This is a genomic window from Citrobacter sp. S46_ASV_140 (assembly GCF_018919545.1).
In the GTDB taxonomy this organism is placed as follows: domain Bacteria; phylum Pseudomonadota; class Gammaproteobacteria; order Enterobacterales; family Enterobacteriaceae; genus Citrobacter; species Citrobacter braakii.
In genome coordinates, this window is sequence record NZ_JAHLRC010000012.1 from 45,676 (window position 1) to 70,471 (window position 24,796).

At 54.2% G+C, this 24,796-nt stretch carries 22 protein-coding genes; 17 read left to right on the forward strand and 5 right to left on the reverse strand.

The annotated features are described in order from the left end of the window. Positions 1 to 14 precede the first annotated feature (14 nt). The 7 genes from pxpB to nei are packed head-to-tail and all read left to right on the forward strand — an operon-like array spanning position 15 to position 5,551. Positions 15 to 671 (forward strand): 5-oxoprolinase subunit PxpB, encoded by a 657-nt coding sequence (pxpB, locus tag KQJ19_RS05840; RefSeq protein ID WP_046274709.1) that lies wholly within the window; start codon positions 15 to 17, stop codon positions 669 to 671. Further along, on the forward strand, positions 665 to 1,597 hold the full coding sequence (pxpC, locus tag KQJ19_RS05845) for a 5-oxoprolinase subunit PxpC (RefSeq protein ID WP_103766032.1): 933 nt from the start codon (positions 665 to 667) through the stop codon (positions 1,595 to 1,597). The genes pxpB and pxpC overlap by 7 nt, the downstream gene beginning before the upstream one ends. After that, positions 1,587 to 2,321, forward strand: coding sequence for a 5-oxoprolinase subunit PxpA (pxpA, locus tag KQJ19_RS05850; RefSeq protein ID WP_053388605.1), 735 nt, complete (start codon positions 1,587 to 1,589; stop codon positions 2,319 to 2,321). Before pxpC ends, pxpA begins: the two co-directional genes overlap by 11 nt. A gap of 55 nt (positions 2,322 to 2,376) precedes the next feature. Further along, complete coding sequence (locus KQJ19_RS05855) at positions 2,377 to 3,099, forward strand: DUF969 domain-containing protein (protein WP_003831395.1); 723 nt, start codon at positions 2,377 to 2,379, stop codon at positions 3,097 to 3,099. After that, entirely contained in the window at positions 3,096 to 4,091 is a 996-nt protein-coding gene (locus KQJ19_RS05860) for a DUF979 domain-containing protein (protein ID WP_216403421.1), read from the forward strand. Before KQJ19_RS05855 ends, KQJ19_RS05860 begins: the two co-directional genes overlap by 4 nt. Positions 4,092 to 4,100: 9 nt before the next feature. Further along, the gene (gene pcp, locus KQJ19_RS05865; RefSeq protein WP_103766034.1) at positions 4,101 to 4,745 is read left to right on the forward strand and encodes a pyroglutamyl-peptidase I; all 645 of its coding nucleotides are present in this window, start codon (positions 4,101 to 4,103) and stop codon (positions 4,743 to 4,745) included. Between the two features lie 14 nt (positions 4,746 to 4,759). Then, positions 4,760 to 5,551, forward strand: coding sequence for an endonuclease VIII (gene nei, locus KQJ19_RS05870; protein WP_049269262.1), 792 nt, complete (start codon positions 4,760 to 4,762; stop codon positions 5,549 to 5,551). Here the strand turns inward: nei and KQJ19_RS05875 are convergent. Further along, positions 5,548 to 6,594 carry an AbrB family transcriptional regulator gene (locus tag KQJ19_RS05875; protein WP_103766035.1) on the reverse strand — a complete coding sequence of 349 codons (1,047 nt, stop codon included), beginning with the start codon at positions 6,592 to 6,594 and terminating at the stop codon, positions 5,548 to 5,550. The genes nei and KQJ19_RS05875 overlap by 4 nt on opposite strands. A 173-nt stretch (positions 6,595 to 6,767) precedes the next feature. Beyond that, the gene (locus KQJ19_RS05880) at positions 6,768 to 8,051 is read right to left on the reverse strand and encodes a citrate synthase (RefSeq protein WP_016152281.1); all 1,284 of its coding nucleotides are present in this window, start codon (positions 8,049 to 8,051) and stop codon (positions 6,768 to 6,770) included. Between the two features lie 697 nt (positions 8,052 to 8,748). Between KQJ19_RS05880 and sdhC the strand changes: the two genes are divergently transcribed. The 8 genes from sdhC to sucD all read left to right on the forward strand — a co-directional run bounded on the left by sdhC (position 8,749) and on the right by sucD (position 18,393). Continuing rightward, positions 8,749 to 9,153, forward strand: a complete 405-nt coding sequence (gene sdhC / locus KQJ19_RS05885) for a succinate dehydrogenase cytochrome b556 subunit (RefSeq protein ID WP_016152282.1) — start codon at positions 8,749 to 8,751, stop codon at positions 9,151 to 9,153. Next, positions 9,147 to 9,494, forward strand: a complete 348-nt coding sequence (sdhD, locus tag KQJ19_RS05890) for a succinate dehydrogenase membrane anchor subunit (protein WP_005122550.1) — start codon at positions 9,147 to 9,149, stop codon at positions 9,492 to 9,494. Before sdhC ends, sdhD begins: the two co-directional genes overlap by 7 nt. Continuing rightward, entirely contained in the window at positions 9,494 to 11,260 is a 1,767-nt protein-coding gene (gene sdhA / locus KQJ19_RS05895) for a succinate dehydrogenase flavoprotein subunit (RefSeq protein ID WP_003022919.1), read from the forward strand. Before sdhD ends, sdhA begins: the two co-directional genes overlap by 1 nt. A gap of 15 nt (positions 11,261 to 11,275) precedes the next feature. Further along, positions 11,276 to 11,992, forward strand: a complete 717-nt coding sequence (gene sdhB, locus KQJ19_RS05900) for a succinate dehydrogenase iron-sulfur subunit SdhB (protein ID WP_003022921.1) — start codon at positions 11,276 to 11,278, stop codon at positions 11,990 to 11,992. 235 nt (positions 11,993 to 12,227) lie between these two features. After that, positions 12,228 to 15,029 (forward strand): 2-oxoglutarate dehydrogenase E1 component, encoded by a 2,802-nt coding sequence (sucA, locus tag KQJ19_RS05905; protein ID WP_016152283.1) that lies wholly within the window; start codon positions 12,228 to 12,230, stop codon positions 15,027 to 15,029. A gap of 14 nt (positions 15,030 to 15,043) precedes the next feature. Then, positions 15,044 to 16,267, forward strand: a complete 1,224-nt coding sequence (gene odhB / locus KQJ19_RS05910; RefSeq protein ID WP_216403422.1) for a 2-oxoglutarate dehydrogenase complex dihydrolipoyllysine-residue succinyltransferase — start codon at positions 15,044 to 15,046, stop codon at positions 16,265 to 16,267. 90 nt (positions 16,268 to 16,357) lie between these two features. Next, positions 16,358 to 17,524, forward strand: coding sequence for an ADP-forming succinate--CoA ligase subunit beta (gene sucC / locus KQJ19_RS05915; protein ID WP_003022927.1), 1,167 nt, complete (start codon positions 16,358 to 16,360; stop codon positions 17,522 to 17,524). Next, positions 17,524 to 18,393 (forward strand): succinate--CoA ligase subunit alpha, encoded by an 870-nt coding sequence (gene sucD / locus KQJ19_RS05920; RefSeq protein ID WP_003022929.1) that lies wholly within the window; start codon positions 17,524 to 17,526, stop codon positions 18,391 to 18,393. The genes sucC and sucD overlap by 1 nt, the downstream gene beginning before the upstream one ends. A gap of 81 nt (positions 18,394 to 18,474) precedes the next feature. Here sucD and KQJ19_RS05925 read toward each other — a convergent pair whose 3' ends face one another. Beyond that, positions 18,475 to 19,191, reverse strand: a complete 717-nt coding sequence (locus KQJ19_RS05925; RefSeq protein ID WP_019076293.1) for a GntR family transcriptional regulator — start codon at positions 19,189 to 19,191, stop codon at positions 18,475 to 18,477. Between the two features lie 184 nt (positions 19,192 to 19,375). On the opposite strand from KQJ19_RS05925, the gene mngA reads away from it, so the two are divergent. Then, positions 19,376 to 21,292, forward strand: a complete 1,917-nt coding sequence (mngA, locus tag KQJ19_RS05930) for a PTS 2-O-a-mannosyl-D-glycerate transporter subunit IIABC (RefSeq protein ID WP_019076294.1) — start codon at positions 19,376 to 19,378, stop codon at positions 21,290 to 21,292. Between the two features lie 24 nt (positions 21,293 to 21,316). Beyond that, positions 21,317 to 23,950, forward strand: coding sequence for a mannosylglycerate hydrolase (mngB, locus tag KQJ19_RS05935; RefSeq protein WP_216403423.1), 2,634 nt, complete (start codon positions 21,317 to 21,319; stop codon positions 23,948 to 23,950). A 53-nt stretch (positions 23,951 to 24,003) separates the two neighbouring features. Here the strand turns inward: mngB and KQJ19_RS05940 are convergent, their stop codons facing one another. Together KQJ19_RS05940 and KQJ19_RS24195 are read right to left on the reverse strand one after the other, a co-directional pair. Continuing rightward, on the reverse strand, positions 24,004 to 24,657 hold the full coding sequence (locus KQJ19_RS05940) for an aspartate/glutamate racemase family protein (protein WP_016152288.1): 654 nt from the start codon (positions 24,655 to 24,657) through the stop codon (positions 24,004 to 24,006). Further along, entirely contained in the window at positions 24,654 to 24,788 is a 135-nt protein-coding gene (locus tag KQJ19_RS24195; protein ID WP_256445278.1) for a heme-binding protein, read from the reverse strand. The genes KQJ19_RS05940 and KQJ19_RS24195 overlap by 4 nt, the downstream gene beginning before the upstream one ends. Between the last annotated feature and the right edge of the window lie 8 nt (positions 24,789 to 24,796).

Sequence of the window (24,796 nt, forward strand, 5' to 3'; positions counted from 1 at the left end):
AAAGAGGGACGAAAGTGCAGCGAGCGCGTTGTTATCTGTTAGGTGAAAGTGCGGTGGTTCTTGAGCTGGAACCTCCCATTACGCTGGCGACTCAGAAACGCATCTGGCGTCTGGCCCAGCGTCTGGTTGATGCCCCGAATGTGCTGGAAGCTATTCCGGGAATGAACAATATCACGGTTACCCTGCGCGACCCGAAAACGCTGGCGCTGGATGCGATTGAACGCCTGCAGCGCTGGTGGGAAGAGAGTGAGGCGCTGGAGCCGGACTCGCGCTTTATTGAAATTCCCGTGACCTATGGCGGTGAGTTCGGCCCCGATCTGGCAGAGGTCGCCCGGCACAGTGGATTAAGCGACAAGCAGGTCGTCGAACTTCATGCGTCGGTTGATTATGTGGTGTGGTTTATCGGTTTTCAGCCGGGATTTCCCTATCTCGGGAGCTTACCTGAACCGCTCCATACTCCGAGGCGTGCGGAACCGCGTCTGCTTGTTCCGGCAGGTTCTGTCGGTATTGGCGGATCCCAAACGGGGGTCTATCCGCTTTCCACGCCAGGTGGATGGCAATTGATTGGCCGTACCTCCGTTGCGTTATTTGATCCAAAACGGCAGGAGCCGATTCTGTTACGGGCTGGCGATACCGTGCGTTTTGTCCCGCAGAAGGAGGGGATATGTTAAACATCATTCGCGCTGGCATGTACACCTCAGTACAGGACGGGGGACGCCATAGTTTTCGTCAATCCGGAATCAGTCACTGTGGCGCGCTGGATAAACCGGCGCTGAACGTTGCTAATCTGCTGGTGGGTAATGATGCGAATGCCGCTGCGCTGGAAATCACACTGGGGCAACTGGTGGTGGAATTTGAAACCGATGGCTGGTTTGCCCTGACCGGAGCGGGATGTGAAGCGCACCTGGATCGTACTCCCGTATGGAGCGGATGGCGGCTGCCGGTGAAAGCCGGGCAGCGTCTGACGCTAAAACGTCCACATCACGGCATGCGCAGCTATCTGGCGGTAGCGGGCGCTTTTGATGTGCCCGAAGTAATGGGGTCGCGCAGTACCGATCTCAAAGTCGGAATTGGCGGGCTGGAAGGGCGTCTGCTGCGCGATGGCGATCGGCTGCCAATTGGCGCATCGACCCGGCAATTCAGCGGGCCGCAGGGCGTAAAACAGCTGATGTGGGGCAACCACATTCGTGCGCTCCCCGGGCCTGAATACCAGGAGTTTGACGAAGTATCGCAGGCTTCTTTCTGGCGCTCCCCGTGGCAGCTGAGTCCGCAAAGCAACCGTATGGGGTATCGCTTGCAGGGGCAGTCGCTGACGCGCACGACCGATCGCGAGCTATTGTCGCATGGTTTGCTCCCTGGCGTAGTGCAGGTTCCGCATAATGGTCAGCCCATCGTGCTGATGAACGATGCTCAGACGACGGGCGGCTATCCGCGTATCGCCTGTATCATCGAAGCGGATATGTATCATCTGGCGCAGATCCCGCTCGGCCAGCCGATTCATTTTGTGCAGTGTTCGCTGGAGGAAGCGCTTAAGGCGCGCCAGGATCGGCAGCGTTATCTGGAACAGTTAACATGGCGACTTAACAATGAAAATTGATCTCAACGCAGACCTCGGTGAGGGATGCCCTAACGATGCAGCGCTGCTGCAACTGGTGTCATCAGCCAACATCGCCTGTGGGTTTCACGCCGGTGATGCGCAGACGATGCTTTTAAGCGTGCGCGAAGCGCTAAAAAATGGCGTAGCGATAGGTGCGCATCCGAGTTTTCCGGATCGGGAAAATTTTGGCCGTAGCGCCATGACCCTGCCTGTGGAAACGGTGTATGCGCAGACGCTGTATCAAATTGGTGCGCTGGCTGCCATCACGCGTGCGCAGGGCGGCGTAATGCGTCATGTTAAACCGCACGGTATGCTTTATAACCAGGCGGCGAAAGATCCTCAGTTGGCGGATGCTATTGCTCAAGCGGTGTATGCCTGCGATCCGTCGCTGGTTCTGGTAGGGCTGGCGGGAAGCGAACTGATTCGTGCCGGAGAACGCTATGGTCTGGTAACACGTCAGGAGGTTTTTGCCGATCGGGGTTATCAGGCGGATGGCAGTCTGGTGCCGCGCAGCCAACCGGGCGCATTGATTGAGGATGAAGAGCAGGCGCTGGCGCAAACGCTAGAAATGGTGCAATCCGGCAGAGTAAAAAGCCAGAGTGGAACGTGGGCGAGCGTGACAGCCCAGACGGTATGCATTCACGGGGATGGTGAGCACGCACTCGCTTTTGCCCGTCGCTTGCGAGCCGCATTCAATGCATGCAATATTCAAATTAGCGCATAAATTTATTCATATAAAACAATAATATATTACACAACAACATATACAGGACTGAATTATGGGAGAGGTAATTTCTCTCTGGCCATTGACGGGGATCGCCGTCATCGTGGTCGGATTTCTTTTACGTTTTAACCCGGTCTTGGTGGTCATTATTGCCGGGATCGTCACGGGGCTGGCGGCGCATATGCCGATCGCCACTATCCTTGAGAAGCTGGGTGAAGGTTTTCTTAACACCCGCAACCTGCCATTTATCCTGCTGATCCCGCTGGCGGTGATTGGCCTGCTGGAACGCCACGGACTCAAAGAGCGTGCTCAGGCGTGGATTGCAAAAATCCGCAGCGCCACCAGTGGTCGTCTGCTTATTGTCTATCTGTTCATTCGCGAAGCGACCGCTGCGTTAGGGCTGACCAGTCTGGGGGGGCATCCGCAGATGGTGCGTCCGCTGCTGGCGCCGATGGCGGAAGGGGCCGCAGAGAAAAATCACGGCGAGATACCTGGGGCGGTACGCTATCGTCTGCGCGCCATGTCAGCTGCGACCGATAACGTCGGACTGTTCTTCGGTGAAGATATCTTTGTTGCCTTCGGCGCCATCATTTTTATGCACAACTTTATGCTGGAGTCTGGTGGGATCCAGACCGAACCGCTGCATATTGCCTTGTGGGGGATCCCAACGGCAATTTGTGCATTCCTGATCCACGGTACGCGTCTGTGGCGTCTGGATAGCTATTTGCAACGTGAGGTGGCGAAAGCGAATGCCGCAGCGAAAGGTGAAGCGAAATGAATTTTCAACAAAGCTATCTCTATTGGCTGGCGGGAGCGGTATTACTGATTGTGGCGCTGATGTCCTGGCAGGACAAAGCGAACCCGCGTCGCTTTACCACCGGCCTGTTTTGGGGCATATACGGCGTACTGTTTCTGTTTGGCGACTGGACATACTCGCTGTTTGGCGACAAACGCACGGTGCATATTGCCGTTGGCGTCGCGGTGGTCGTGCTGGCCCTGATCGCCGGTTTTGGCGGCGTGAAGCTGGGAAGCTACCATCAACGAACGCAGCAACAGCGCGAAGAAAGCGCCAGTCGTCTGGGTAACCGCCTGTTTTTCCCGGCGCTGGCAATTCCGGTGGTAACGGTTATTGGCGTGCTGATGTTCAACCATATTCCGGGCTTACAGGATGCGCTGTTTGGGCCGGGTAATCACGCCACGCTGGTGACGCTCTTTTCCATGACCGCAGGCTCGTTGATTGGTCTGGCGATGGCGATAAAAATGACCCATGAGCGGGTTTATCAACCGATTCAGGAGGCGCGCCGTCTGCTGGACTCCATCGGCTGGGCGTTCATCCTGCCGCAGATTTTGGCCACGCTCGGGCTGTTGTTTACGGCAGCGGGCGTAGGCAGCGGTATTTCCTGGCTGACGCAAGAATACCTGGCGGTGGATAGCCGCTTTATCGCAGTGGCGGTGTACACCCTCGGCATGGCATTGCTGACGATGGTCATGGGCAATGCGTTTGCCGCTTTCCCGATCGTGACCGCTGGAATTGGGATTCCGATCCTCGTGCTGCAGCACGGCGGCAATCCGGCAGTAATGGCGGCAATTGGCATGTTCTCTGGCTATTGCGGGACGTTAATGACGCCGATGGCGGCAAACTTTAACATTGTTCCTGCAGCGCTGCTGGAGCTGCCGGATAAAAACGCGGTGATTAAAGCGCAGGTGCCAACCGGCATACTGCTGCTGCTGGTCAACGTGTTCCTGATGTATTTCCTGATGTTCTTGTAAGGTGACAGGATGAAAACAGTACTCATCACGGGATTTGAACCCTTTGGCGGCGAGTCAGTTAACCCTTCCTGGGAAGTGGTCTCGGGCCTCGACAATGCTATCATCGGCGGATGCCGTGTCATTGCCCGCCAACTGCCGTGCGTCTTTGGCGAGTCTCTTGCCGTACTCAATGGTGCGATTGACGCGCTGTCGCCATCACTGGTGCTGGCGGTGGGGCAGGCGGGTGGGCGCACGGATGTCACCGTGGAGCGCGTGGCGATCAACGTTGACGATGCGCGTATTGCGGATAATCAGGGTCAACAGCCGGTAGATGTGCCGATTGTGGCCGATGGTCCGGCGGCATGGTTTAGTTCGTTGCCGATCAAAGCGATGGTTGTTGCCATGCGCAACGCGGGAATTCCGGCTTCGGTTTCCCAGACCGCGGGCACTTTCGTTTGTAACCACGTGATGTATGGCCTGCTGCATAAACTACGTGACGTTCCGGCGGTGAAGGGAGGATTTATTCATATCCCTTATTTGCCGCAACAGGCTGCACAGCATCCCGGGGCGCCAAGTATGGCAGCGGACATGGTGCGCCGGGCGCTGGAAGTTGCGATTGCCACCGCGTTGCAGGTGGAGAGTGATATCGCAGTGACGGGCGGTGCAACACATTAAAAAAGGACAGTATTATGCCTGAAGGCCCGGAGATCCGCCGCGCGGCGGATAACCTGGAGGCGGCAGTCAAAGGCAAACCCCTGACCGATGTCTGGTTTGCCTTTGAGCAGCTAAAACCGTATCAATCTCAACTGATTGGGCAGAGTGTTACCCAGCTTGAAACGCGGGGTAAAGCATTGCTGACCCATTTTTCTAATGGATTGACGCTGTACAGTCACAATCAGCTCTATGGCGTGTGGCGAGTGGTGGATACCGGCAAAATACCGCAGACTTCGCGGGTTCTGCGTGTCAGGTTGCAAACACACGACAAAACTATTCTGCTCTATAGCGCCTCTGATATCGACATGCTGACGCCGGAACAGCTCGCTACCCACCCGTTCCTGCAACGGGTTGGGCCGGACGTCCTAGATTTACGTTTAACGCCCGATGACGTGAAAGCGCGTCTGTTATCCCCGCGTTTTCGCAATCGCCAGTTTTCTGGCCTGCTGTTGGACCAGGCGTTTCTGGCGGGATTAGGTAACTACCTGCGGGTAGAGATTCTCTGGCAGGTAGGGCTGACCGGGCAGCATAAAGCGTCGACGCTCGGAGATGAACAGTTGGATGCGCTGGCGCATGCGCTGCTTGATATTCCTCGTTTGTCCTATAACACCCGCGGGCTGGTGGATGAGAATAAACATCACGGCGCGCTGTTTCGCTTTAAGGTCTTTCACCGGGATGGTGAAGCCTGTGAGCGCTGTGGCGGAATCATCGAAAAAACGACGCTCTCTTCACGACCCTTTTACTGGTGTCCGGGATGTCAGCACTAAGCGGGATGCTTTGGCGCGTGTAGCGAAATAAACCGCGCCACCGCCGGGCCAGTCAATAAAATACTGAATAGCCGCAGGGTTTGCATCGCCATGATCAGCGCCATATCGGCGTGACTCCCTGCGGCAATCACCGCAACAGAATCCACGCCGCCTGGACTGGTCGCCAGATAGGCGGTAAGAAAATCTATCTGCATGTAATGCGCCAGTCCCCAGGCCATAGCGGCGCAGATCGCCATCAGTGAAAAAATGGACAAGAGGATTTGCGGTAAGGGGCGCAACGCCATTAAAAAGATCTGCTTGTCAAAACCCAGGCCGATTTGCCAGCCGATGGCCATATAGGCAATCGCCAGCAGCCATTCCGGCAGTTCGATCACCATCACGCCACCGGCATTCAGCAATGCGCCTGCCAACATCGGTAGCAACATGACGCCAGAGGGGATACGCAATAGACGCCCGGCCGTACCGGCAACGGCGGCCAGCGCCAGGGTACTGAACAGATTGCTGCTCAGCGGCGGAAACCAGAGAATTTGCTCACTGACCGTTTGGGCCTGGTCGCCCATCATCACTCGGGTGACCAGTGCTGCCGCGCCAACCACCAACAGTACGCGCAGATACTGCATAAACGCCACCAGCCGGATGTCGGCACCATATTCCTGCGCCATCGCCACCATTGCCGCCGCACCGCCAGGTGACGAGCCCCATGCACCGGTGTTTCCCGGTAGGTTACTGTAGCGAACCAGCAGCCAGCCGATTACCGCGCTGCTGATAAGGGTCGCCAGCAGGATGATAATCACCATCGGCCAGTGGGCCGTAAGGGTCGTCAAGATTGAGCCCGTCAGGTTTTGGGCAATCATGCAGCCAAGAATCGCCTGCGCGCCAAGAAATGTGCAGCGGGGAGGGTGTAGTGAGATGCCGCGCATACTGAATATGATGCCGACGATCATCGAGCCGAGCAGCAGCGGTCCTGGAAGGTGTATAAACAAAAAGAACAGGGAAAGAAGGAGCGATAGCAGAAACAACAGGCTCCACTGCAAAACAGGCATCCCATGCTCCTGAGTGAAATGACGGAAATCTCAGTAAATCATAGAGAAAGCATGATGAGAATAAAATAATATGCATCAAAAAAACAGGTCGGATTCTGGCTTCAATGCCTTGTCCGACCCGGGAGAATTAATGGCTGTAAGCCGGACAGGCGCTGGCGCCATCCGGCAGACAATTAACGCTTAATATCAGACTTAAAATCGCGCTTGTCGTAGCCGGTGTACAGCTGACGCGGACGAGCGATTTTCATGCCGTCGGTGTGCATTTCGTTCCAGTGTGCAATCCAGCCCACGGTACGCGCCATGGCGAAGATAACGGTAAACATGGAAGACGGAATACCCATCGCCTTCAGGATGATGCCGGAGTAGAAATCTACGTTCGGGTAGAGTTTCTTCTCGATGAAGTACGGGTCGTTGAGCGCAATGTGTTCAAGTTCCATCGCCACTTCCAGCAGATCATCTTTGGTGCCCAGTTCTTTCAGTACTTCATGGCAGGTTTCACGCATGACGGTGGCGCGCGGGTCATAGTTTTTATAAACACGGTGACCAAAGCCCATCAGGCGGAAGGAATCATTCTTGTCTTTCGCGCGGCGAACAAATTCCGGAATGTGTTTAACAGAGCTGATTTCTTCCAGCATTTTCAGCGCAGCTTCGTTTGCGCCGCCGTGTGCTGGTCCCCACAGGGAAGCAATACCGGCCGCGATGCAGGCAAACGGGTTAGCGCCAGAAGAACCGGCGGTACGAACGGTAGAGGTTGAGGCGTTCTGTTCGTGGTCAGCGTGCAGGATCAAGATACGGTCCATTGCGCGTTCCAGAATCGGATTCACTTCGTATTTTTCGCACGGCGTGGAGAACATCATGTTCAGGAAGTTACCGGCGTAGGAGAGGTCATTACGCGGGTACACGAACGGCTGTCCGATGGAGTATTTGTAGCACATCGCTGCCATGGTCGGCATCTTGGACAGCAGACGGAAGGCGGCGATTTCACGGTGACGCGGATTATTCACATCCAGCGAGTCGTGGTAGAACGCAGCCAGCGCCCCGGTAACACCACACATAACGGCCATCGGGTGAGAGTCGCGGCGGAAACCGTGGAACAGGCGGGTGATCTGTTCGTGGATCATGGTATGGCGAGTGACTGTGGTTTTGAACTCGTCGTACTCCTCCTGCGTCGGTTTTTCGCCGTACAGCAGGATATAACACACTTCCAGATAGTTCGACTCGGTCGCCAACTGATCAATCGGGAAGCCGCGATGCAGCAAAATACCTTCGTCACCGTCGATGAAAGTAATTTTGGATTCGCAGGATGCGGTAGAGGTGAAACCTGGGTCAAAAGTAAACATCCCTTTTGAGCCAAGACTACGAATATCAATAACATCTTGACCGAGCGTACCTTTCAGCACATCCAGTTCAATAGCAGAGTCACCATTTAGAGTGATTTTTGCTTTAGTATCAGCCATTTACGGTCTCCTTAGCGCCTTATTGCTTAAGACTGCTGGAACTCACATTTGCCTTCGTACATCAATGAACCGTTACCAGTTTGTTATTTGGCTCGCCGCTCTGCGAAAGAGGGGATAACCTGGGTACAGAGCTATGGGCGCTTGCAGGTAAAACGGTCTTTTCATGGCGAATAAACTGCAAATCAAGAACTTAGCAATCCGAATTATTAAACCTGTCTATCACTAATAACTGTCCTGACTGTATTGGTCAATACTTCCACACTGTTACATAACTAAATGTCCGGTGAAAGAGTGACCCCATAACTTTTACGCATTATATGCTTTTTCTGGTGTCGTTTGTAACAACTTTGTTTAATGATTGTCAAATTAGATGGTTAAAAATTAAAATAATGTTGTTATCGTGACCTATGTCACTGTTCGGGATAAAACCCGACAAACTATATGTAGGTTAATTGTAATGATTTTGTGAACGTCCTATACTGCCGCCAGGTCTCCGGAATACCCTGCAATCCCGAGCCAACCAGCGTTGTAACGTGTCGTTTTAGCATCTGGAAGCAGTGTTTTATATGACGCGTAGTTATAGTAAGGACGCTGTCTGACCCGCACGCAGACCGGAGGAAGGAAATCCCGTCGTCTTTCAGGCTACAGGTGTCTTCATCTTCTGTACCCGAAGTCCAAAGGGAATAATAAGAACAGCATGTGGGCGTTATTCATGATAAGAAATGTGAAAAAACAAAGACCTGTCAATCTGGATCTACAAACGATCCGGTTCCCAATCACGGCGATAGCGTCCATTCTCCATCGCGTATCCGGAGTGATCACCTTCGTGGCGGTCGGGATTCTGTTGTGGTTATTGGGTACCAGCCTTTCCTCCCCTGAAGGTTTCCTCGCGGCGTCATCCATTATGAATAACTTCTTTGTGGAGTTAATTCTGTGGGGGATCCTGATTGCGCTGGCATATCACGCCGTAATGGGCATTCGCCATCTGTTGATGGATTTTGGCTATATCGAAGAAACCCTCGAAGCAGGGACACGTTCCGCCAAAATTTGTTTCGTTATCATTGTCGTGCTTTCACTTCTCGCAGGAGTCCTCGTATGGTAAGCAACGCCTCCGCATTAGGACGCAACGGCGTACATGACTTCATTCTGGTCCGTGCTACCGCTATCGTTCTGACGTTATACATCATCTATATGGTCGGCTTCTTCGCCACCAGCGGCGAACTGACGTTTGAAGTCTGGACCGGTTTCTTCTCATCGGCATTCACCAAAGTCTTCACCCTGCTGGCTCTTTTCTCCATCTTGATTCATGCCTGGATCGGCATGTGGCAGGTGTTGACCGACTACGTTAAACCGCTGGCCGTGCGCCTGATTCTGCAACTGGCTATCGTCGTTGCGCTGGTGGTTTACGTCATTTATGGATTTGTTGTGGTGTGGGGGGTGTAATGAAACTGCCAGTCAGAGAATTTGATGCTGTTGTGATTGGTGCCGGCGGCGCAGGTATGCGCGCGGCGCTGCAAATTTCCCAGAGCGGTCAGACCTGTGCGCTGCTCTCCAAAGTGTTCCCAACCCGTTCCCATACCGTATCTGCGCAAGGTGGCATCACCGTTGCGCTCGGTAATACCCATGAAGATAACTGGGAATGGCACATGTACGACACCGTCAAAGGGTCGGACTACATAGGTGACCAGGACGCTATTGAATATATGTGTAAAACCGGTCCGGAAGCGATTCTGGAGCTGGACCACATGGGGCTGCCGTTCTCTCGCCTCGATAATGGCACAATTTATCAACGTCCGTTTGGCGGCCAGTCGAAGAATTTCGGCGGCGAGCAGGCGGCACGTACCGCGGCAGCGGCAGACCGTACCGGCCATGCGCTGTTGCACACGCTGTATCAGCAGAACCTGAAAAACCACACCACCATTTTCTCCGAATGGTATGCGCTGGATCTGGTGAAAAATGCCGATGGCGCGATTGTTGGTTGTACCGCGCTGTGTATCGAAACCGGTGAAGTGGTTTACTTCAAAGCCCGCGCAACCGTGCTGGCGACCGGCGGTGCTGGCCGTATTTATCAGTCCACCACCAACGCCCACATCAACACCGGTGACGGCGTCGGTATGGCTATCCGCGCTGGCGTGCCGGTGCAGGATATGGAGATGTGGCAGTTCCACCCAACCGGTATCGCTGGCGCGGGTGTTCTGGTAACAGAAGGCTGTCGTGGTGAAGGTGGCTACCTGCTGAACAAACACGGTGAGCGCTTCATGGAGCGTTATGCCCCGAATGCGAAAGACCTGGCGGGTCGTGACGTGGTGGCGCGTTCCATCATGATCGAAATCCGCGAAGGTCGCGGCTGCGACGGTCCGTGGGGGCCGCACGCCAAACTGAAACTCGACCACCTGGGTAAAGAAGTGCTGGAGTCCCGTCTGCCGGGTATTCTCGAACTGTCCCGTACCTTTGCTCACGTTGACCCGGTGAAAGAGCCGATCCCGGTTATCCCAACCTGCCACTATATGATGGGCGGTATTCCGACCAAAGTCACCGGCCAGGCGCTGACCGTGAATGAGCAGGGCGAAGATGTGGTGATCCCAGGGCTGTTTGCCGTCGGTGAAATCGCCTGCGTATCGGTTCACGGTGCTAACCGTTTGGGCGGCAACTCACTGCTTGACCTGGTGGTATTTGGTCGTGCTGTGGGTCTGCATCTGCAGGAATCTATCGCAGAGCAGGGTGACCTGCTGGATGCAACCGAAGATGAAATCGACGCTTCTCTGGCGCGTCTGAATCGCTGGAACGGTAACCGTAACGGTGAAGACCCGGTGGCAATTCGTAAAGCGCTGCAGGAATGTATGCAGCATAACTTCTCGGTATTCCGCGAAGGCGATGCGATGGCGAAGGGTCTGGAAGAGCTGAAAGCGATTCGCGAACGCCTGAAAAATGCCCGTCTGGACGATACCTCCAGCGAGTTCAACACCCAGCGCGTTGAGTGTCTGGAGCTGGATAACCTGATGGAGACCGCGTACGCCACTGCAGTATCTGCAAACTTCCGTACCGAAAGCCGTGGCGCGCATAGCCGCTTCGACTTCCCGGAACGTGATGACGAAAACTGGCTGTGCCATTCCCTGTACCTGCCAGAGTCGGAATCCATGACGCGACGTCAAGTCAATATGGAACCGAAGCTGCGCCCGGCATTCCCGCCGAAGATTCGTACTTATTAATGCGGAGACAGGACAATGAAACTCGAGTTTTCAGTTTATCGCTATAACCCGGATGTTGATGACGCTCCGCGCATGCAGGATTACACCCTGGAGGCGGAAGAAGGGCGCGACATGATGCTGCTGGATGCGTTGATGCAGCTGAAAGAAAAAGATCCGTCGTTGTCGTTTCGTCGCTCATGCCGTGAAGGGGTCTGCGGCTCCGACGGTCTGAACATGAACGGCAAAAATGGACTAGCCTGTATCACACCTATTTCTGCGCTGAATCAGCCGGGCAAGAAAATTGTCATTCGCCCGCTGCCAGGTTTACCGGTTGTGCGCGATTTGGTGGTAGACATGGGGCAATTCTACGCACAGTATGAGAAGATTAAGCCTTACTTGTTGAATAATGGGAAAAATCCTCCGGCTCGTGAGCATTTACAAATGCCAGAGCAGCGTGAGAAGCTCGATGGGCTGTATGAATGTATTTTGTGTGCATGCTGCTCAACGTCCTGCCCATCATTCTGGTGGAACCCGGACAAGTTTATTGGCCCGGCAGGCCTGTTGGCCGCGTATCGCTTCTTAATTGATAGCCGCGATACCGAGACCGACAGCCGTCTGGAAGGTTTAAGTGACGCTTTCAGCGTATTCCGCTGTCATAGCATCATGAACTGCGTCAGCGTATGTCCTAAAGGGCTGAATCCGACGCGCGCCATCGGTCATATTAAGTCGATGCTGCTCAAACGTAGTGCATAAGTAATTGTAGTTGCCGGGGAAGAGATTCCCCGGCCGTGCAGGGAAACCTCTAAAAACTGCCACATTGATAGCAATAATCGCAGCCTGAACGACGACGATTATTAGACAGTTTTTAAAGGTTCCTTAGCGGACGCAGATGACACGACAGTCCGCAACAAGTGAACCCCGGCACGCACATCGGTGTGCGTGGTAGTATCCACGGCGAAATAAGCATACAAATGCTTAAGGGATCACGATGCAGAACAGCGCTTTGAAAGCCTGGTTGGACTCTTCTTACCTCTCTGGTTCTAACCAGAGCTGGATAGAACAGCTCTATGAAGACTTCTTAACCGACCCTGACTCGGTAGATGCTAACTGGCGTTCGACGTTCCAGCAGTTACCTGGTACCGGAGTCAAACCGGATCAACTCCACTCAAAAACACGTGATTATTTCCGTCGACAGGCGTTGATTACCCCACGTTACTCTTCTTCTATTTCCGACCCTGATGCCAATGTGAAGCAGGTTAAAGTCCTGCAGCTCATTAACGCCTATCGTTTCCGCGGTCATCAGCATGCGAATCTCGATCCGCTGGGACTGTGGCAGCAAGAAAATGTGGCCGATCTGGATCCCTCCTTCCACGATCTGACCGATGCGGATTTCCAGGAAAGCTTTAACGTGGGTTCTTTTGCCGGTGGCAAAGACACGATGAAGCTGAGCGACCTGGTTGTCGCGCTGAAACAAACCTACTGCGGCCCGATTGGCGCCGAGTATATGCACATCACCAGCACCGAAGAAAAACGCTGGCTTCAGCAGCGTATCGAGTCTGGCCGTACTGCGTTCAGTAGTGAAGAGAAGAAACGCTTCCTCAGCGAACTGACCGCAGCGGAAGGTCTGGAACGCTACCTGGGCGCGAAATTCCCGGGCGCGAAACGCTTCTCGCTGGAAGGCGGTGATGCGTTAATCCCAATGCTCAAAGAGATGATCCGCCACGCCGGTAACAGCGGTACCCGTGAAGTGGTACTGGGTATGGCGCACCGTGGTCGTCTGAACGTCCTGGTTAACGTGCTGGGTAAAAAGCCGCAGGATCTATTCGACGAATTTGCGGGCAAACATAAAGAACACCTCGGCACCGGTGACGTGAAGTACCACATGGGCTTCTCATCAGATATCGAAACCGAAGGCGGTCTGGTGCATCTGGCGCTGGCGTTTAACCCGTCGCACCTGGAAATCGTTAGCCCGGTGGTTATCGGTTCCGTACGTGCACGCTTGGATCGTCTGGACGAGCCGAGCAGCAATAAAGTGCTGCCAATCACTATTCATGGTGATGCGGCAGTAACCGGGCAAGGCGTGGTTCAGGAAACCCTGAACATGTCGAAAGCGCGTGGTTACGAAGTGGGCGGTACCGTTCGCATCGTTATCAACAACCAGGTGGGCTTCACCACCTCTAACCCGCTAGATGCACGTTCTACACCATACTGCACCGACATCGGTAAGATGGTTCAGGCGCCGATTTTCCACGTGAACGCGGATGACCCGGAAGCGGTCGCTTTCGTAACGCGTCTGGCACTGGATTTCCGTAATACCTTTAAACGCGATGTCTTCATCGATCTGGTGTGCTACCGCCGTCACGGCCACAACGAAGCCGACGAGCCAAGCGCAACCCAGCCGCTGATGTATCAGAAAATCAAAAAGCATCCGACCCCGCGCAAAATCTACGCTGACAAGCTGGAAGCGGACAACGTCGCTACGCTGGAAGATGCGACCGAAATGGTCAATCTGTATCGTGACGCGCTGGACGCAGGCGAATGCGTGGTGAAAGAGTGGCGTCCAATGAATATGCACTCCTTCACCTGGTCGCCGTACCTCAACCACGAATGGGATGAAAACTACCCGAACAAAGTTGAGATGAAGCGTCTGCAGGAGCTAGCAAAACGCATCAGCACCGTGCCTGAAGCGGTGGAAATGCAGTCGCGTGTTGCCAAAATTTACGGCGACCGTCAGGCCATGGCCGCAGGCGAGAAGCTGTTCGACTGGGGTGGCGCAGAGAATTTGGCTTACGCCACGCTGGTTGATGAAGGTATTCCGGTACGTCTGTCGGGTGAAGACTCTGGCCGCGGAACCTTCTTCCACCGTCATGCGGTGATTCATAACCAGGCGAATGGTTCAACGTACACTCCGCTGCAGCATGTGCATAACGGGCAGGGCACGTTCCGCGTATGGGACTCCGTGCTGTCTGAAGAAGCGGTGCTGGCATTCGAGTACGGTTATGCCACGGCAGAACCGCGCACCCTGACTATCTGGGAAGCGCAGTTCGGTGACTTCGCCAACGGTGCGCAGGTGGTTATCGACCAGTTCATCTCTTCCGGCGAGCAGAAATGGGGCCGTATGTGCGGTCTGGTTATGCTGCTGCCACACGGCTATGAAGGTCAGGGTCCGGAGCACTCTTCCGCGCGTCTGGAACGTTATCTGCAACTTTGCGCTGAGCAAAACATGCAGGTTTGCGTCCCGTCTACCCCGGCACAGGTTTACCACATGCTGCGTCGTCAGGCGCTGCGCGGAATGCGTCGTCCGCTGGTAGTGATGTCACCGAAGTCGCTGCTGCGTCATCCGCTGGCGGTGTCCACGCTGGACGAACTGGCAAATGGCACCTTCCTGCCAGCCATTGGCGAAGTAGATGAACTTGATCCTAAAGGCGTGAAGCGTGTCGTGATGTGTTCTGGTAAGGTTTATTACGACCTGCTGGAGCAACGCCGCAAGAACGACCAAAAAGATGTCGCCATTGTGCGTATCGAACAGCTCTATCCGTTCCCGCATAAAGCGGTGCAGGAAGCGCTGAAACCGTTTGCTCATGTACATGATTTTGTCTGGTGCCAGGAAGAGCCGCTCAACCAGGGCGCATGGTACTGCAGCCAGCATCATTTCCGTGAAGTAATTCCATTTGGGTCAGCTCTGCGTTATGCAGGTCGCCCGGCCTCTGCCTCTCCGGCAGTAGGATATATGTCCGTTCACCAGAAGCAGCAACAAGATCTGGTTAATGACGCGCTGAACGTCGATTAAATAAAGGATAAATAATGAGTAGCGTAGATATTCTTGTTCCCGACCTGCCTGAATCCGTAGCGGATGCAACGGTTGCAACCTGGCACAAAAAACCGGGCGATGCAGTACGTCGTGATGAAGTACTGGTAGAAATCGAAACTGACAAAGTGGTACTGGAAGTACCGGCATCAGCGGACGGTATTCTTGATGCGGTTCTGGAAGATGAAGGGACAACCGTCACTTCTCGCCAGATCCTCGGTCGCCTGCGTGAAGGCAACAGCTCTGGCAAAGAGACCAGCGCCAAGTCTGAAGAGAAAGATTCTACTCCGGCACAACGCCAGCAGGCGTCTCTTGCTGAACAGAACAACGATGCCCTGAGCCCGGCGATCCGTCGCCTGCTGGGTGAGCATAACCTCGAAGCCAGCACCATCAATGGCACCGGCGTCGGTGGTCGTATCACGCGTGAAGATGTTGAAAAGCATCTGGCCAAAGCACCGGCTGCGAAAGCAGAAGCCAAAGCGCCGGCCGCCGCGCCTGCACCACAGGCTCAACTGGGCGCTCGTGGCGAAAAACGTGTTCCGATGACCCGTCTACGCAAACGCGTAGCTGAGCGTCTGTTGGAAGCGAAAAACTCCACCGCCATGCTGACCACGTTCAACGAAGTCAACATGAAGCCAATCATGGATCTGCGTAAGCAGTACGGTGACGCGTTCGAGAAACGTCACGGTATCCGTCTGGGCTTTATGTCTTTCTACGTGAAAGCGGTTGTTGAAGCGCTGAAACGCTATCCGGAAGTGAACGCGTCCATCGACGGCGATGACGTGGTGTACCACAACTACTTTGATGTCAGCATGGCGGTCTCCACGCCGCGTGGCCTGGTCACGCCGGTCCTGCGTGATGTGGATCTGCTGGGTATGGCTGACATCGAGAAAAATATTAAAGAACTGGCAGTTAAAGGTCGCGACGGCAAGCTGACGGTCGACGATCTGACGGGCGGTAACTTCACCATCACTAACGGTGGCGTGTTCGGTTCCCTGATGTCTACCCCGATCATCAACCCACCGCAGAGCGCCATCCTGGGTATGCATGCCATCAAAGATCGTCCGATGGCCGTAGACGGCAAGGTTGAAATCCTGCCGATGATGTATCTGGCGCTGTCTTATGACCACCGTTTGATCGATGGTCGTGAGTCAGTAGGCTTCCTGGTAACCATTAAAGAGTTGCTGGAAGATCCGACGCGTCTGCTGCTGGACGTGTAGTAAATAAGAGTATCACCTGCCCCGTAGGTCTGGAGGCTTATCAGGCCTACGGGTAAAAGATAACGATTACCTGAAGGATGGACAGAACACATGAACTTACATGAATATCAGGCAAAACAACTTTTTGCCCGCTATGGCTTACCGGCACCGGTGGGTTATGCCTGTACTACTCCGCGTGAAGCTGAAGAAGCTGCATCTAAAATCGGCGCAGGCCCGTGGGTAGTGAAATGTCAGGTTCACGCTGGTGGCCGTGGTAAAGCGGGCGGTGTGAAGGTTGTGAACAGCAAAGAAGACATTCGCGCTTTTGCTGAACACTGGCTGGGTAAACGTCTGGTCACTTACCAGACAGACGCCCATGGTCAACCGGTAAATCAGATTCTGGTTGAAGCAGCGACCGACATTGGTAAAGAACTTTACCTCGGCGCAGTTGTTGACCGTAGTTCCCGTCGCGTGGTCTTCATGGCCTCTACCGAAGGCGGCGTGGAAATTGAAAAAGTGGCGGAAGAAACGCCGCACCTGATCCACAAAGTAGCGCTCGATCCGCTGGCCGGTCCGATGCCTTATCAGGGGCGTGAACTGGCGTTCAAACTGGGTCTGGAAGGTAAACAGGTTCAGCAGTTCACCAAGATCTTCATGGGTCTGGCGACTATCTTCCTTGAGCGCGATCTGGCGCTGATCGAAATCAACCCGCTGGTGGTGACCAAGCAGGGTGATCTGATCTGCCTCGACGGCAAACTGGGCGCTGACGGCAACGCGCTGTTCCGCCAGGCTGACTTGCGTGAAATGCGCGATCAGTCTCAGGAAGATCCGCGTGAAGCACAGGCTGCACAGTGGGAACTGAACTACGTCGCTCTGGACGGCAACATCGGTTGTATGGTTAACGGCGCGGGCCTGGCAATGGGCACCATGGACATCGTTAAACTGCACGGCGGCGAACCGGCTAACTTCCTTGACGTTGGCGGCGGTGCGACCAAAGAGCGTGTAACCGAAGCGTTCAAAATTATCCTCTCTGACGACAATGTTAAAGCCGTACTGGTTAACATCTTCGGCGGTATCGTACGCTGCGACCTGATCGCGGACGGTATCATCGGCGCGGTAGCAGAAGTGGGCGTTAACGTTCCGGTCGTGGTACGTCTTGAAGGTAACAACGCTGAACTCGGCGCGAAAAAATTGGCTGATAGCGGCCTGAATATTATTGCAGCGAAAAGTCTGACGGATGCAGCTCAGCAGGTTGTTGCCGCAGTGGAGGGGAAATAATGTCAGTTTTAATTAATAAAGATACCAAGGTTATCTGCCAGGGCTTCACCGGTAGCCAGGGGACATTCCACTCTGAACAAGCGATTGCTTACGGTACGCAAATGGTCGGCGGTGTTACGCCGGGCAAAGGCGGCACCACGCATCTGGGTCTGCCGGTGTTCAACACCGTACGTGAAGCAGTAGAAGCGACCGGCGCAACCGCCACCGTTATCTACGTTCCGGCTCCGTTCTGCAAAGACTCCATTCTGGAAGCTATTGATGCAGGCATCAAGCTTATCATCACCATCACCGAAGGTATCCCAACGCTGGATATGCTGACCGTGAAAGTGAAGCTGGATGAAGCTGGCGTACGCATGATCGGCCCGAACTGCCCAGGTGTTATCACCCCTGGCGAATGCAAAATCGGCATCATGCCGGGCCATATTCACAAGCCTGGTAAAGTCGGTATCGTTTCTCGTTCTGGTACTCTGACCTATGAAGCGGTTAAGCAGACCACCGACTACGGTTTTGGTCAGTCTACCTGTGTGGGTATCGGCGGCGACCCGATCCCAGGCTCTAACTTCATCGATATCCTGAAGCTGTTCCAGGAAGATCCGCAGACCGAAGCGATCGTCATGATCGGTGAGATCGGCGGTAGCGCGGAAGAAGAAGCAGCGGCGTACATTAAAGATCATGTGACCAAGCCGGTTGTGGGTTACATCGCGGGTGTGACTGCGCCGAAAGGTAAACGTATGGGTCATGCTGGTGCGATCATCGCAGGTGGTAAAGGTACGGCAGATGAGAAATTCGCTGCGCTGGAAGCCGCTGGCGTGAAAACCGTTCGTAGCCTGGCCGATATCGGCGAAGCGCTGAAAACAGTGATTAAGTAAGAAAAAAAACAGCCCTGACTCTCTGCATAGTCAAGGGCTGGTCCCGTTTCGACATGGTTGGCCATCTGATGATGGCCTTTTTTAATGGCGTCGTTTTGCCACCAGCGTAAATTTATAATCGTCGCTTTTGAAGGTGTTGCGGCTGTATTCAAAAACGCGTCCATCGAGCAGAAACCCGCGAGAGATTTTCTCCAGCACCGGTTTCCCCTGCGGCATGCCCAGCATTTCTACAGTATCCTCATCCGGAATAACCGGGATCAGTTCCTGCTCGCTGCGATCGATAACCATCTTTTTGATCTGTTCTATATAGTGATATTTAGAATTTTCCATCACCTCCCAGGTGAGATCGGGAAAGAGGGCGAGCGGCATCCATGTCTCTTCGAGGGTAACGGCTTTCTGCTTAATAAAACGAACCCGTTTTACATGCCAGACTTTATCTTCAGCCGCCAGCTGTAGCCACTCGGCCAGCATCTCTCCTGCTGGAATGACCTCAAAGACCTTCACTTCGCTGTGCGTTTCAACCTGACGGTCGGCCAGCTTCTCATAAAAACTGGTGAGCTGATAAATGTCGTAATTGACGCGCTCCTCTTTCACATACCAACCGCTGCCCTGAATGCTCTCGATAATATTCTGTTCCGTCAGCAGCTTGAGTGCTTGCCTGATGGTCACGCGGCTGACCTCGAAACGGCTCTGTAGCGTAGATTCTGTGGGAAGTGCATCACCTGGTTTTAATTCACCTTTTGCAACTTGTTCGCGCAGAACGTCGGCTATCTGGCGGTACATCGGTTTTTTGCTCATCTCTTTTCGCTTTTGTCGGCAATAAAGTCAGATATTCAAGACAAATTATGCGTACATTTTATCAATAGTAAATAATACAAATTAAATACAAATATTGTCTTGTTAGTGAAATTGATCACGTAAAGGTATTGTTTTGTCTGCGACAATCGCGGCACATAATAATGACAATCCTCTGAGGACCATGATGAATTTGACAATACTGTCCCACCCTCGCGCAGTCTGTGTGCAGGCGAGATTTACCGATCGTGACGATGCCATCCGCCAACTTACGCAGCGGCTGACCGAATTAGGCAAAATCACCGATGCCGACGCTTATCTGGCGGAAGTTTTTCACCGCGAATCGCTGGGACCTACGGCGCTTGGCGAAGGATTGGCGGTACCGCACGGTAAATCGTCGGCCGTGAAAGAGGCGGCTTTCGCGGTGGCGACGCTGAGTGAACCGATGGACTGGGAAGGTATTGATGGCCCGGAGTCTGTTGAACTTATTTTTTTGCTGGCGATCCCGCCAGATGAAGCCGGTTCAACTCATATCCAAATCCTGACCGAACTGACCACCTGCCTTGCGGATGAGGATCTGCGTGCTCGCGTGATGGCAGCGACCAGCGCCGAAGCGGTGCTGGCGGCATTAGTGGTCGAAACACCGCCGCAGGCCGCAGTGGCGACGGCGGATGCGCCAACGATTGTTTGCGTTACCGCATGTCCGGCGGGCATTGCGCATACCTATATGGCGGCTGAGTATCTGGAGAAAGCCGGTCGGCAAATGGGCGTTAACGTGGTGGTGGAAAAACAGGGGGCCAATGGCATTGAAGACCGCTTAACAGCTCAACAACTGAATGATGCGCGCGCCTGCATTTTCGCCGCAGAGGTCGCTATTAAAGAAAGTGAACGTTTCAACGGTATCCCGGCGATCTCCGTTCCGGTTGCCGAACCGTTGCGCCACGCAAAAGCGCTGATTGAACAAGCGTTAGCGCTGGAGCCTCTGCAAAGCCAGCGTGTTTCTCAGCCACAGACAGAGGTGAAAAAGGGGCTGAAAACCGACCTGAAACAAGCACTGCTGAGCGGAATTTCGTTTGCCGTGCCGTTAATCGTCGCCGGAGGGACGGTACTGGCGGTGGCGGTATTGATTGCACAGATTTTCGGCCTACAGGATGTGTACAGCTTAGAGAAATCCTGGCTGTGGATGTATCGCCAACTCGGCGGCGGGATGCTGGGCACGCTGATGGTTCCGGTACTGTCGGCCTATACCGCTTATTCGCTGGCGGATAAACCAGCGCTGGCTCCAGGCTTTGCGGCGGGTCTGGCGGCGAACTTAATCGGCTCGGGTTTTCTTGGCGGTGTTGCCGGTGGCCTGATTGCCGGTTATCTCATGCGTTGGGTGAAACAGCATCTGCGTTTAAGCAGCAAATTCAATGGCTTTTTAACGTTCTACCTCTATCCGGTGATTGGCACGTTGGGCGCGGGTAGCCTGATGTTGTTTGTGATTGGCGAGCCTGTCGCCTGGATCAATACCTCGCTGACGGCCTGGCTAAATGGGTTATCAGGCACCAACGCGCTACTGCTCGGTATGATCCTGGGCTTTATGTGTTCGTTTGATCTTGGCGGCCCGGTCAATAAAGCGGCGTATGCATTTTGTCTGGGCGCGATGGCCAACGGTGTATTCGGCCCCTACGCCATTTTCGCTTCGGTAAAAATGGTTTCTGCTTTTACCGTCACCGCCTCAACCATGCTGGCGCCACGCCTGTTCAAACAGTTTGAGATTGAGACCGGTAAATCCACCTGGCTGCTCGGCCTTGCCGGGATTACCGAAGGCGCGATTCCGCTGGCGATTGAGGACCCGATTCGGGTGATTGGCTCTTTAGTGATGGGGTCGATGGCGACCGGAGCCATCGTTGGGGCCATGGGGATTGGGCTTTCGACCCCAGGTGCCGGGATTTTCTCGCTCTTTTTACTTATCCCCGCAGACCTAAGCGCGGTGATGGCCGCCGCGGGCTGGTTTGGCGCTGCGCTGATTGGGACGATTATCTCCACGGCGATTTTACTGCTCTGGCGGCGTCAAGCGGTTAAACAGGGGAAATACGTCACCGATAGCGTGATGCCGTAAGCACTTACTCAACAGGAAATGACGATGAAAGCAGTATCTCGCGTTCACATTACGCCGCATATGCACTGGGACCGTGAGTGGTACTTCACCACTGAAGAGTCGCGTATTTTGCTGGTTAACAATATGGAAGAGATCCTGACTCGCCTTGAGCAGGATGCAGAGTACAAATATTACGTGCTGGATGGTCAAACGGCGGTGCTGGAAGACTATTTTGCGGTGAAACCTGAAAACCGGCAGCGGGTTAAAGCGCTGGTGCAGGCCGGGAAGCTTATTATCGGCCCCTGGTACACGCAAACGGATACGACCCTCGTTTCCGGTGAGTCAATTGTCCGCAATCTGATGTACGGCATCCGCGATTGTATGGCCTTTGGCGAACCGATGAAGATAGGTTATCTACCTGATTCATTTGGGATGTCCGGGCAGATGCCGCATATTTATAATGGTTTTGGTATCAACCGGGCTCTGTTCTGGCGTGGGTGCTCTGAACGTCATGGCACCGATAAAACCGAATTTTTATGGCAAAGCGCTGACGGTAGCCAGGTGACGACACAGGTATTGCCGCTGGGCTATGCGATTGGTAAGTACTTACCCGAGGATGAGGCCGGGCTGCGTAAGCGACTTGACGGCTACTTCGAGGTGCTGGAGAACGCCTCGGTGACTAAAGAAATCCTATTACCCAACGGGCATGACCAGATGCCGTTACAGCAAAACATCTTTGCGGTGATGGATAAACTGCGTGAAATCTACCCGCAGCGAAAATTTGTCATGAGCCGCTTCGAGGAGGTTTTTGCTCATATCGAAGCGCATCGGGAGACGTTGGCTACCCTGCACGGCGAGTTTATCGACGGTAAATATATGCGCGTGCATCGTACGATTGGCTCCACACGAATGGATATCAAAATTACCCATGCGCGTATTGAGAATAAAATCGTTAACCTGCTGGAACCGCTCGCCACGCTGGCCTGGAGTTTAGGTTTTGAATATCACCACGGTCTGCTGGAGAAAATGTGGAAAGAGATTTTAAAGAATCATGCCCACGACAGCATCGGCTGTTGCTGTAGCGATAAAGTGCATCGTGAAATCGTTTCACGCTTCGTGCTGGCCGAAGATATGGCCGACAATTTGATTCGTTTTTACCTGCGTAAAATCACTGACAACATGGCGCACAGTGAAGAAGACAAGCTGGTGATGTTCAACCTGATGCCCTGGCCGCGTGAGGCGGTGATCAATACGACCGTACGTCTTCGCGCCAGCCAGTTCCGCCTGCTTGATGGCAGAGGAAATGAAATCCCTTATTTTATTCGTGGCGTGCGCGAGCTTGATCCTGGTCTTATCGACCGGCAAATCGTCCATTACGGCAACTACGAGCCGTTTATGGAGTTTGATATTCAGCTCAACCAGATTCTACCTTCGATGGGGTACTGCACGCTGTATATCGAACCGCATGTTGCTGGCCGTCAGGCGATACCCGCTCCGGCGACCCAGGCACTGTTGGAGAACGCGTTCTGGCTGATCGATCTCAATGACGATGGAACGCTACAGCTACGCGATAAGGATTCAGGGATTGTTTATCAACGCGTACTGGAGATTGAAGAAAGCGCCGACGACGGGGATGAGTACGATTACTCCCCCTCGCGCGAGGATTGGCGCCTCACGTCTGCGGGCGTTGCGTTTGAGCATGAAATTATCCGCGAGGGATGGCAAGACCGGGCAATCATTCGCTATCGGATGGCGGTTCCGGCGGATCTGGAGGCGCGCGCGTCACGTCAGCGCAATGGTGAAGTTAGCATCGAAATAGGTGTTACGCTAAGCCATAACAGCCGGCGGATTGAGGTTGATATTCGCATTGACAATCAGGCTGACGATCACCGAGTTCGGGTGCTTATCCCCACGCCATTTCACACTAATGACGTGTTGGCTGATACCCAGTTTGGTTCGCTGCTACGGCCTGTTCACGATGAAGCGATGGCCAACTGGCAGGCTGAGGGATGGAAAGAAGCGCCGGTGCCGGTCTGGAATCTGCTCAACTACGCCGCGCTGCAGGAGGGGCGTCATGGACTCGCGGTGTTTAGCGAAGGATTGCGTGAATTTGAGGTAGTGGGTGAGGAGAAAAAAACGTTTGCCCTCACGCTGCTCCGTGGCGTCGGCTTACTCGGAAAAGAGGATCTCTTATTGCGTCCCGGCAGGCCGTCAGGCATAAAAATGGCGGTACCGGATTCCCAGATGCAGGGCGTGCTGCACGGGCGCTTTTGCCTGTTTAGTTATAGCGGGACGCCGCTTAACGTTGGCCTGGCTCAGCAGGCGCGTGCCTGGCTGACGCCCGTCCAGTGTTATAACAAAATCCCGTGGGATGCGATGAAGCTCAACAAAACAGCGTTTACTGTTCCCGATAGCTACAGCCTGTTGAGTATGTCACCGGTCGGCTGTCAGCTTAGCGCGTTAAAAAAAGCAGAGGACAGAGATGAAATCATCCTGCGTTTATTTAATCCCTCTGACAGCGTCACCTGCGATGCCGCCGTGTCGTTTAGCCAAAGCGTAATGCATTGCCGCGAAACCGGTATGGATGAAATACCCGCTGGCGAGCAGAGCGATGCGAAGGGGATTAACGGCGAGTTTCGGCCAGGGCAGTCGCGGACGTTTAGTCTGAAACTGGCCTGAAAGTAGTGATGAGTCAGCGCCAGCAATCTTATGCTGGCGCTGACCGGCCGCTATCAGGATGATGCCAGTGTTTTCAACCAGCGAATTCCGCTTTCCGGCGAGGTCATTACCGGCACCGGCGGGGAAGGGAGCTGCTGTAAAACGCGCGCCATCGAGGCTTGCGCCAGCATCACAACATCCGCCTGGGTAAAGGCGCTCTGTAACCCTTCACTGACGATACGGTCATGAGTATCCATGTCTCCCGCCAGCAGCGCGTGGAATGCCTCCTCCATTAATATAGGCGTGATGGTTCGCGATTTACCGCTCTGCTGCACTTTGCGCTGTACGTAATCCAGCGTTGGCTTCAGCGTGGTTGCCACGGTCGCCAGTACGGCGATCCGCTCACCTTTTTCAATCGCCTCTTCCACCATTGCGCAGTCAATGCGCGCGAGCTGCAGTGGGGTCATAAACTGGCATTGCTCCACCGCAGTACCAATTGAGGAGCAGGCGGTAATAAAGATATCGCAGTCCGCCTTTTCGGCAATATGCACATAGTCGGCGATGCGGGCGGCAATATTGGGCGTCACGCCCTGGGCCTTCATTACCTGCTTGATCATGGATTCTTCCACCAGGTGCATGACTTCAACATCCGGCATGATGTCGGCAATCAGCTGTTGCATCATCGTAAGCGTGGCGGCACTGGTATGCAGCATGGCGACCTTTTTCATTGGGCAATCTCCTTAAGTAACGTTTCCGCGACGGCCAGCGCCGCATCATGATCTTCCTGCGCGGATAAACCGCCTACCGCGACGGCCCCAAGGCATTTTCCTTGGTGCAGAATCGGGATCCCGCCCGGCAGTGCCGTAA

Bases quoted from the DNA above. Each gene is read 5' to 3' on its own strand.
- mngA (WP_019076294.1), top strand. From the start codon at position 19,376: ATGAATTTGACAATACTGTCCCACCCTCGCGCAGTCTGTGTGCAGGCG.
- KQJ19_RS05875 (WP_103766035.1), bottom strand. From the start codon at position 6,594: ATGCCTGTTTTGCAGTGGAGCCTGTTGTTTCTGCTATCGCTCCTTCTT.
- KQJ19_RS05855 (WP_003831395.1), top strand. From the start codon at position 2,377: ATGGGAGAGGTAATTTCTCTCTGGCCATTGACGGGGATCGCCGTCATC.
- mngB (WP_216403423.1), top strand. From the start codon at position 21,317: ATGAAAGCAGTATCTCGCGTTCACATTACGCCGCATATGCACTGGGAC.
- KQJ19_RS05925 (WP_019076293.1), bottom strand. From the start codon at position 19,191: ATGAGCAAAAAACCGATGTACCGCCAGATAGCCGACGTTCTGCGCGAA.
- sucA (WP_016152283.1), top strand. From the start codon at position 12,228: ATGCAGAACAGCGCTTTGAAAGCCTGGTTGGACTCTTCTTACCTCTCT.
- pxpC (WP_103766032.1), top strand. From the start codon at position 665: ATGTTAAACATCATTCGCGCTGGCATGTACACCTCAGTACAGGACGGG.
- sucD (WP_003022929.1), top strand. From the start codon at position 17,524: ATGTCAGTTTTAATTAATAAAGATACCAAGGTTATCTGCCAGGGCTTC.
- sdhC (WP_016152282.1), top strand. From the start codon at position 8,749: ATGTGGGCGTTATTCATGATAAGAAATGTGAAAAAACAAAGACCTGTC.
- sdhD (WP_005122550.1), top strand. From the start codon at position 9,147: ATGGTAAGCAACGCCTCCGCATTAGGACGCAACGGCGTACATGACTTC.
- odhB (WP_216403422.1), top strand. From the start codon at position 15,044: ATGAGTAGCGTAGATATTCTTGTTCCCGACCTGCCTGAATCCGTAGCG.
- KQJ19_RS05860 (WP_216403421.1), top strand. From the start codon at position 3,096: ATGAATTTTCAACAAAGCTATCTCTATTGGCTGGCGGGAGCGGTATTA.
- sdhA (WP_003022919.1), top strand. From the start codon at position 9,494: ATGAAACTGCCAGTCAGAGAATTTGATGCTGTTGTGATTGGTGCCGGC.
- pcp (WP_103766034.1), top strand. From the start codon at position 4,101: ATGAAAACAGTACTCATCACGGGATTTGAACCCTTTGGCGGCGAGTCA.
- nei (WP_049269262.1), top strand. From the start codon at position 4,760: ATGCCTGAAGGCCCGGAGATCCGCCGCGCGGCGGATAACCTGGAGGCG.
- sucC (WP_003022927.1), top strand. From the start codon at position 16,358: ATGAACTTACATGAATATCAGGCAAAACAACTTTTTGCCCGCTATGGC.
- pxpA (WP_053388605.1), top strand. From the start codon at position 1,587: ATGAAAATTGATCTCAACGCAGACCTCGGTGAGGGATGCCCTAACGAT.
- KQJ19_RS05940 (WP_016152288.1), bottom strand. From the start codon at position 24,657: ATGAAAAAGGTCGCCATGCTGCATACCAGTGCCGCCACGCTTACGATG.
- sdhB (WP_003022921.1), top strand. From the start codon at position 11,276: ATGAAACTCGAGTTTTCAGTTTATCGCTATAACCCGGATGTTGATGAC.
- KQJ19_RS05880 (WP_016152281.1), bottom strand. From the start codon at position 8,051: ATGGCTGATACTAAAGCAAAAATCACTCTAAATGGTGACTCTGCTATT.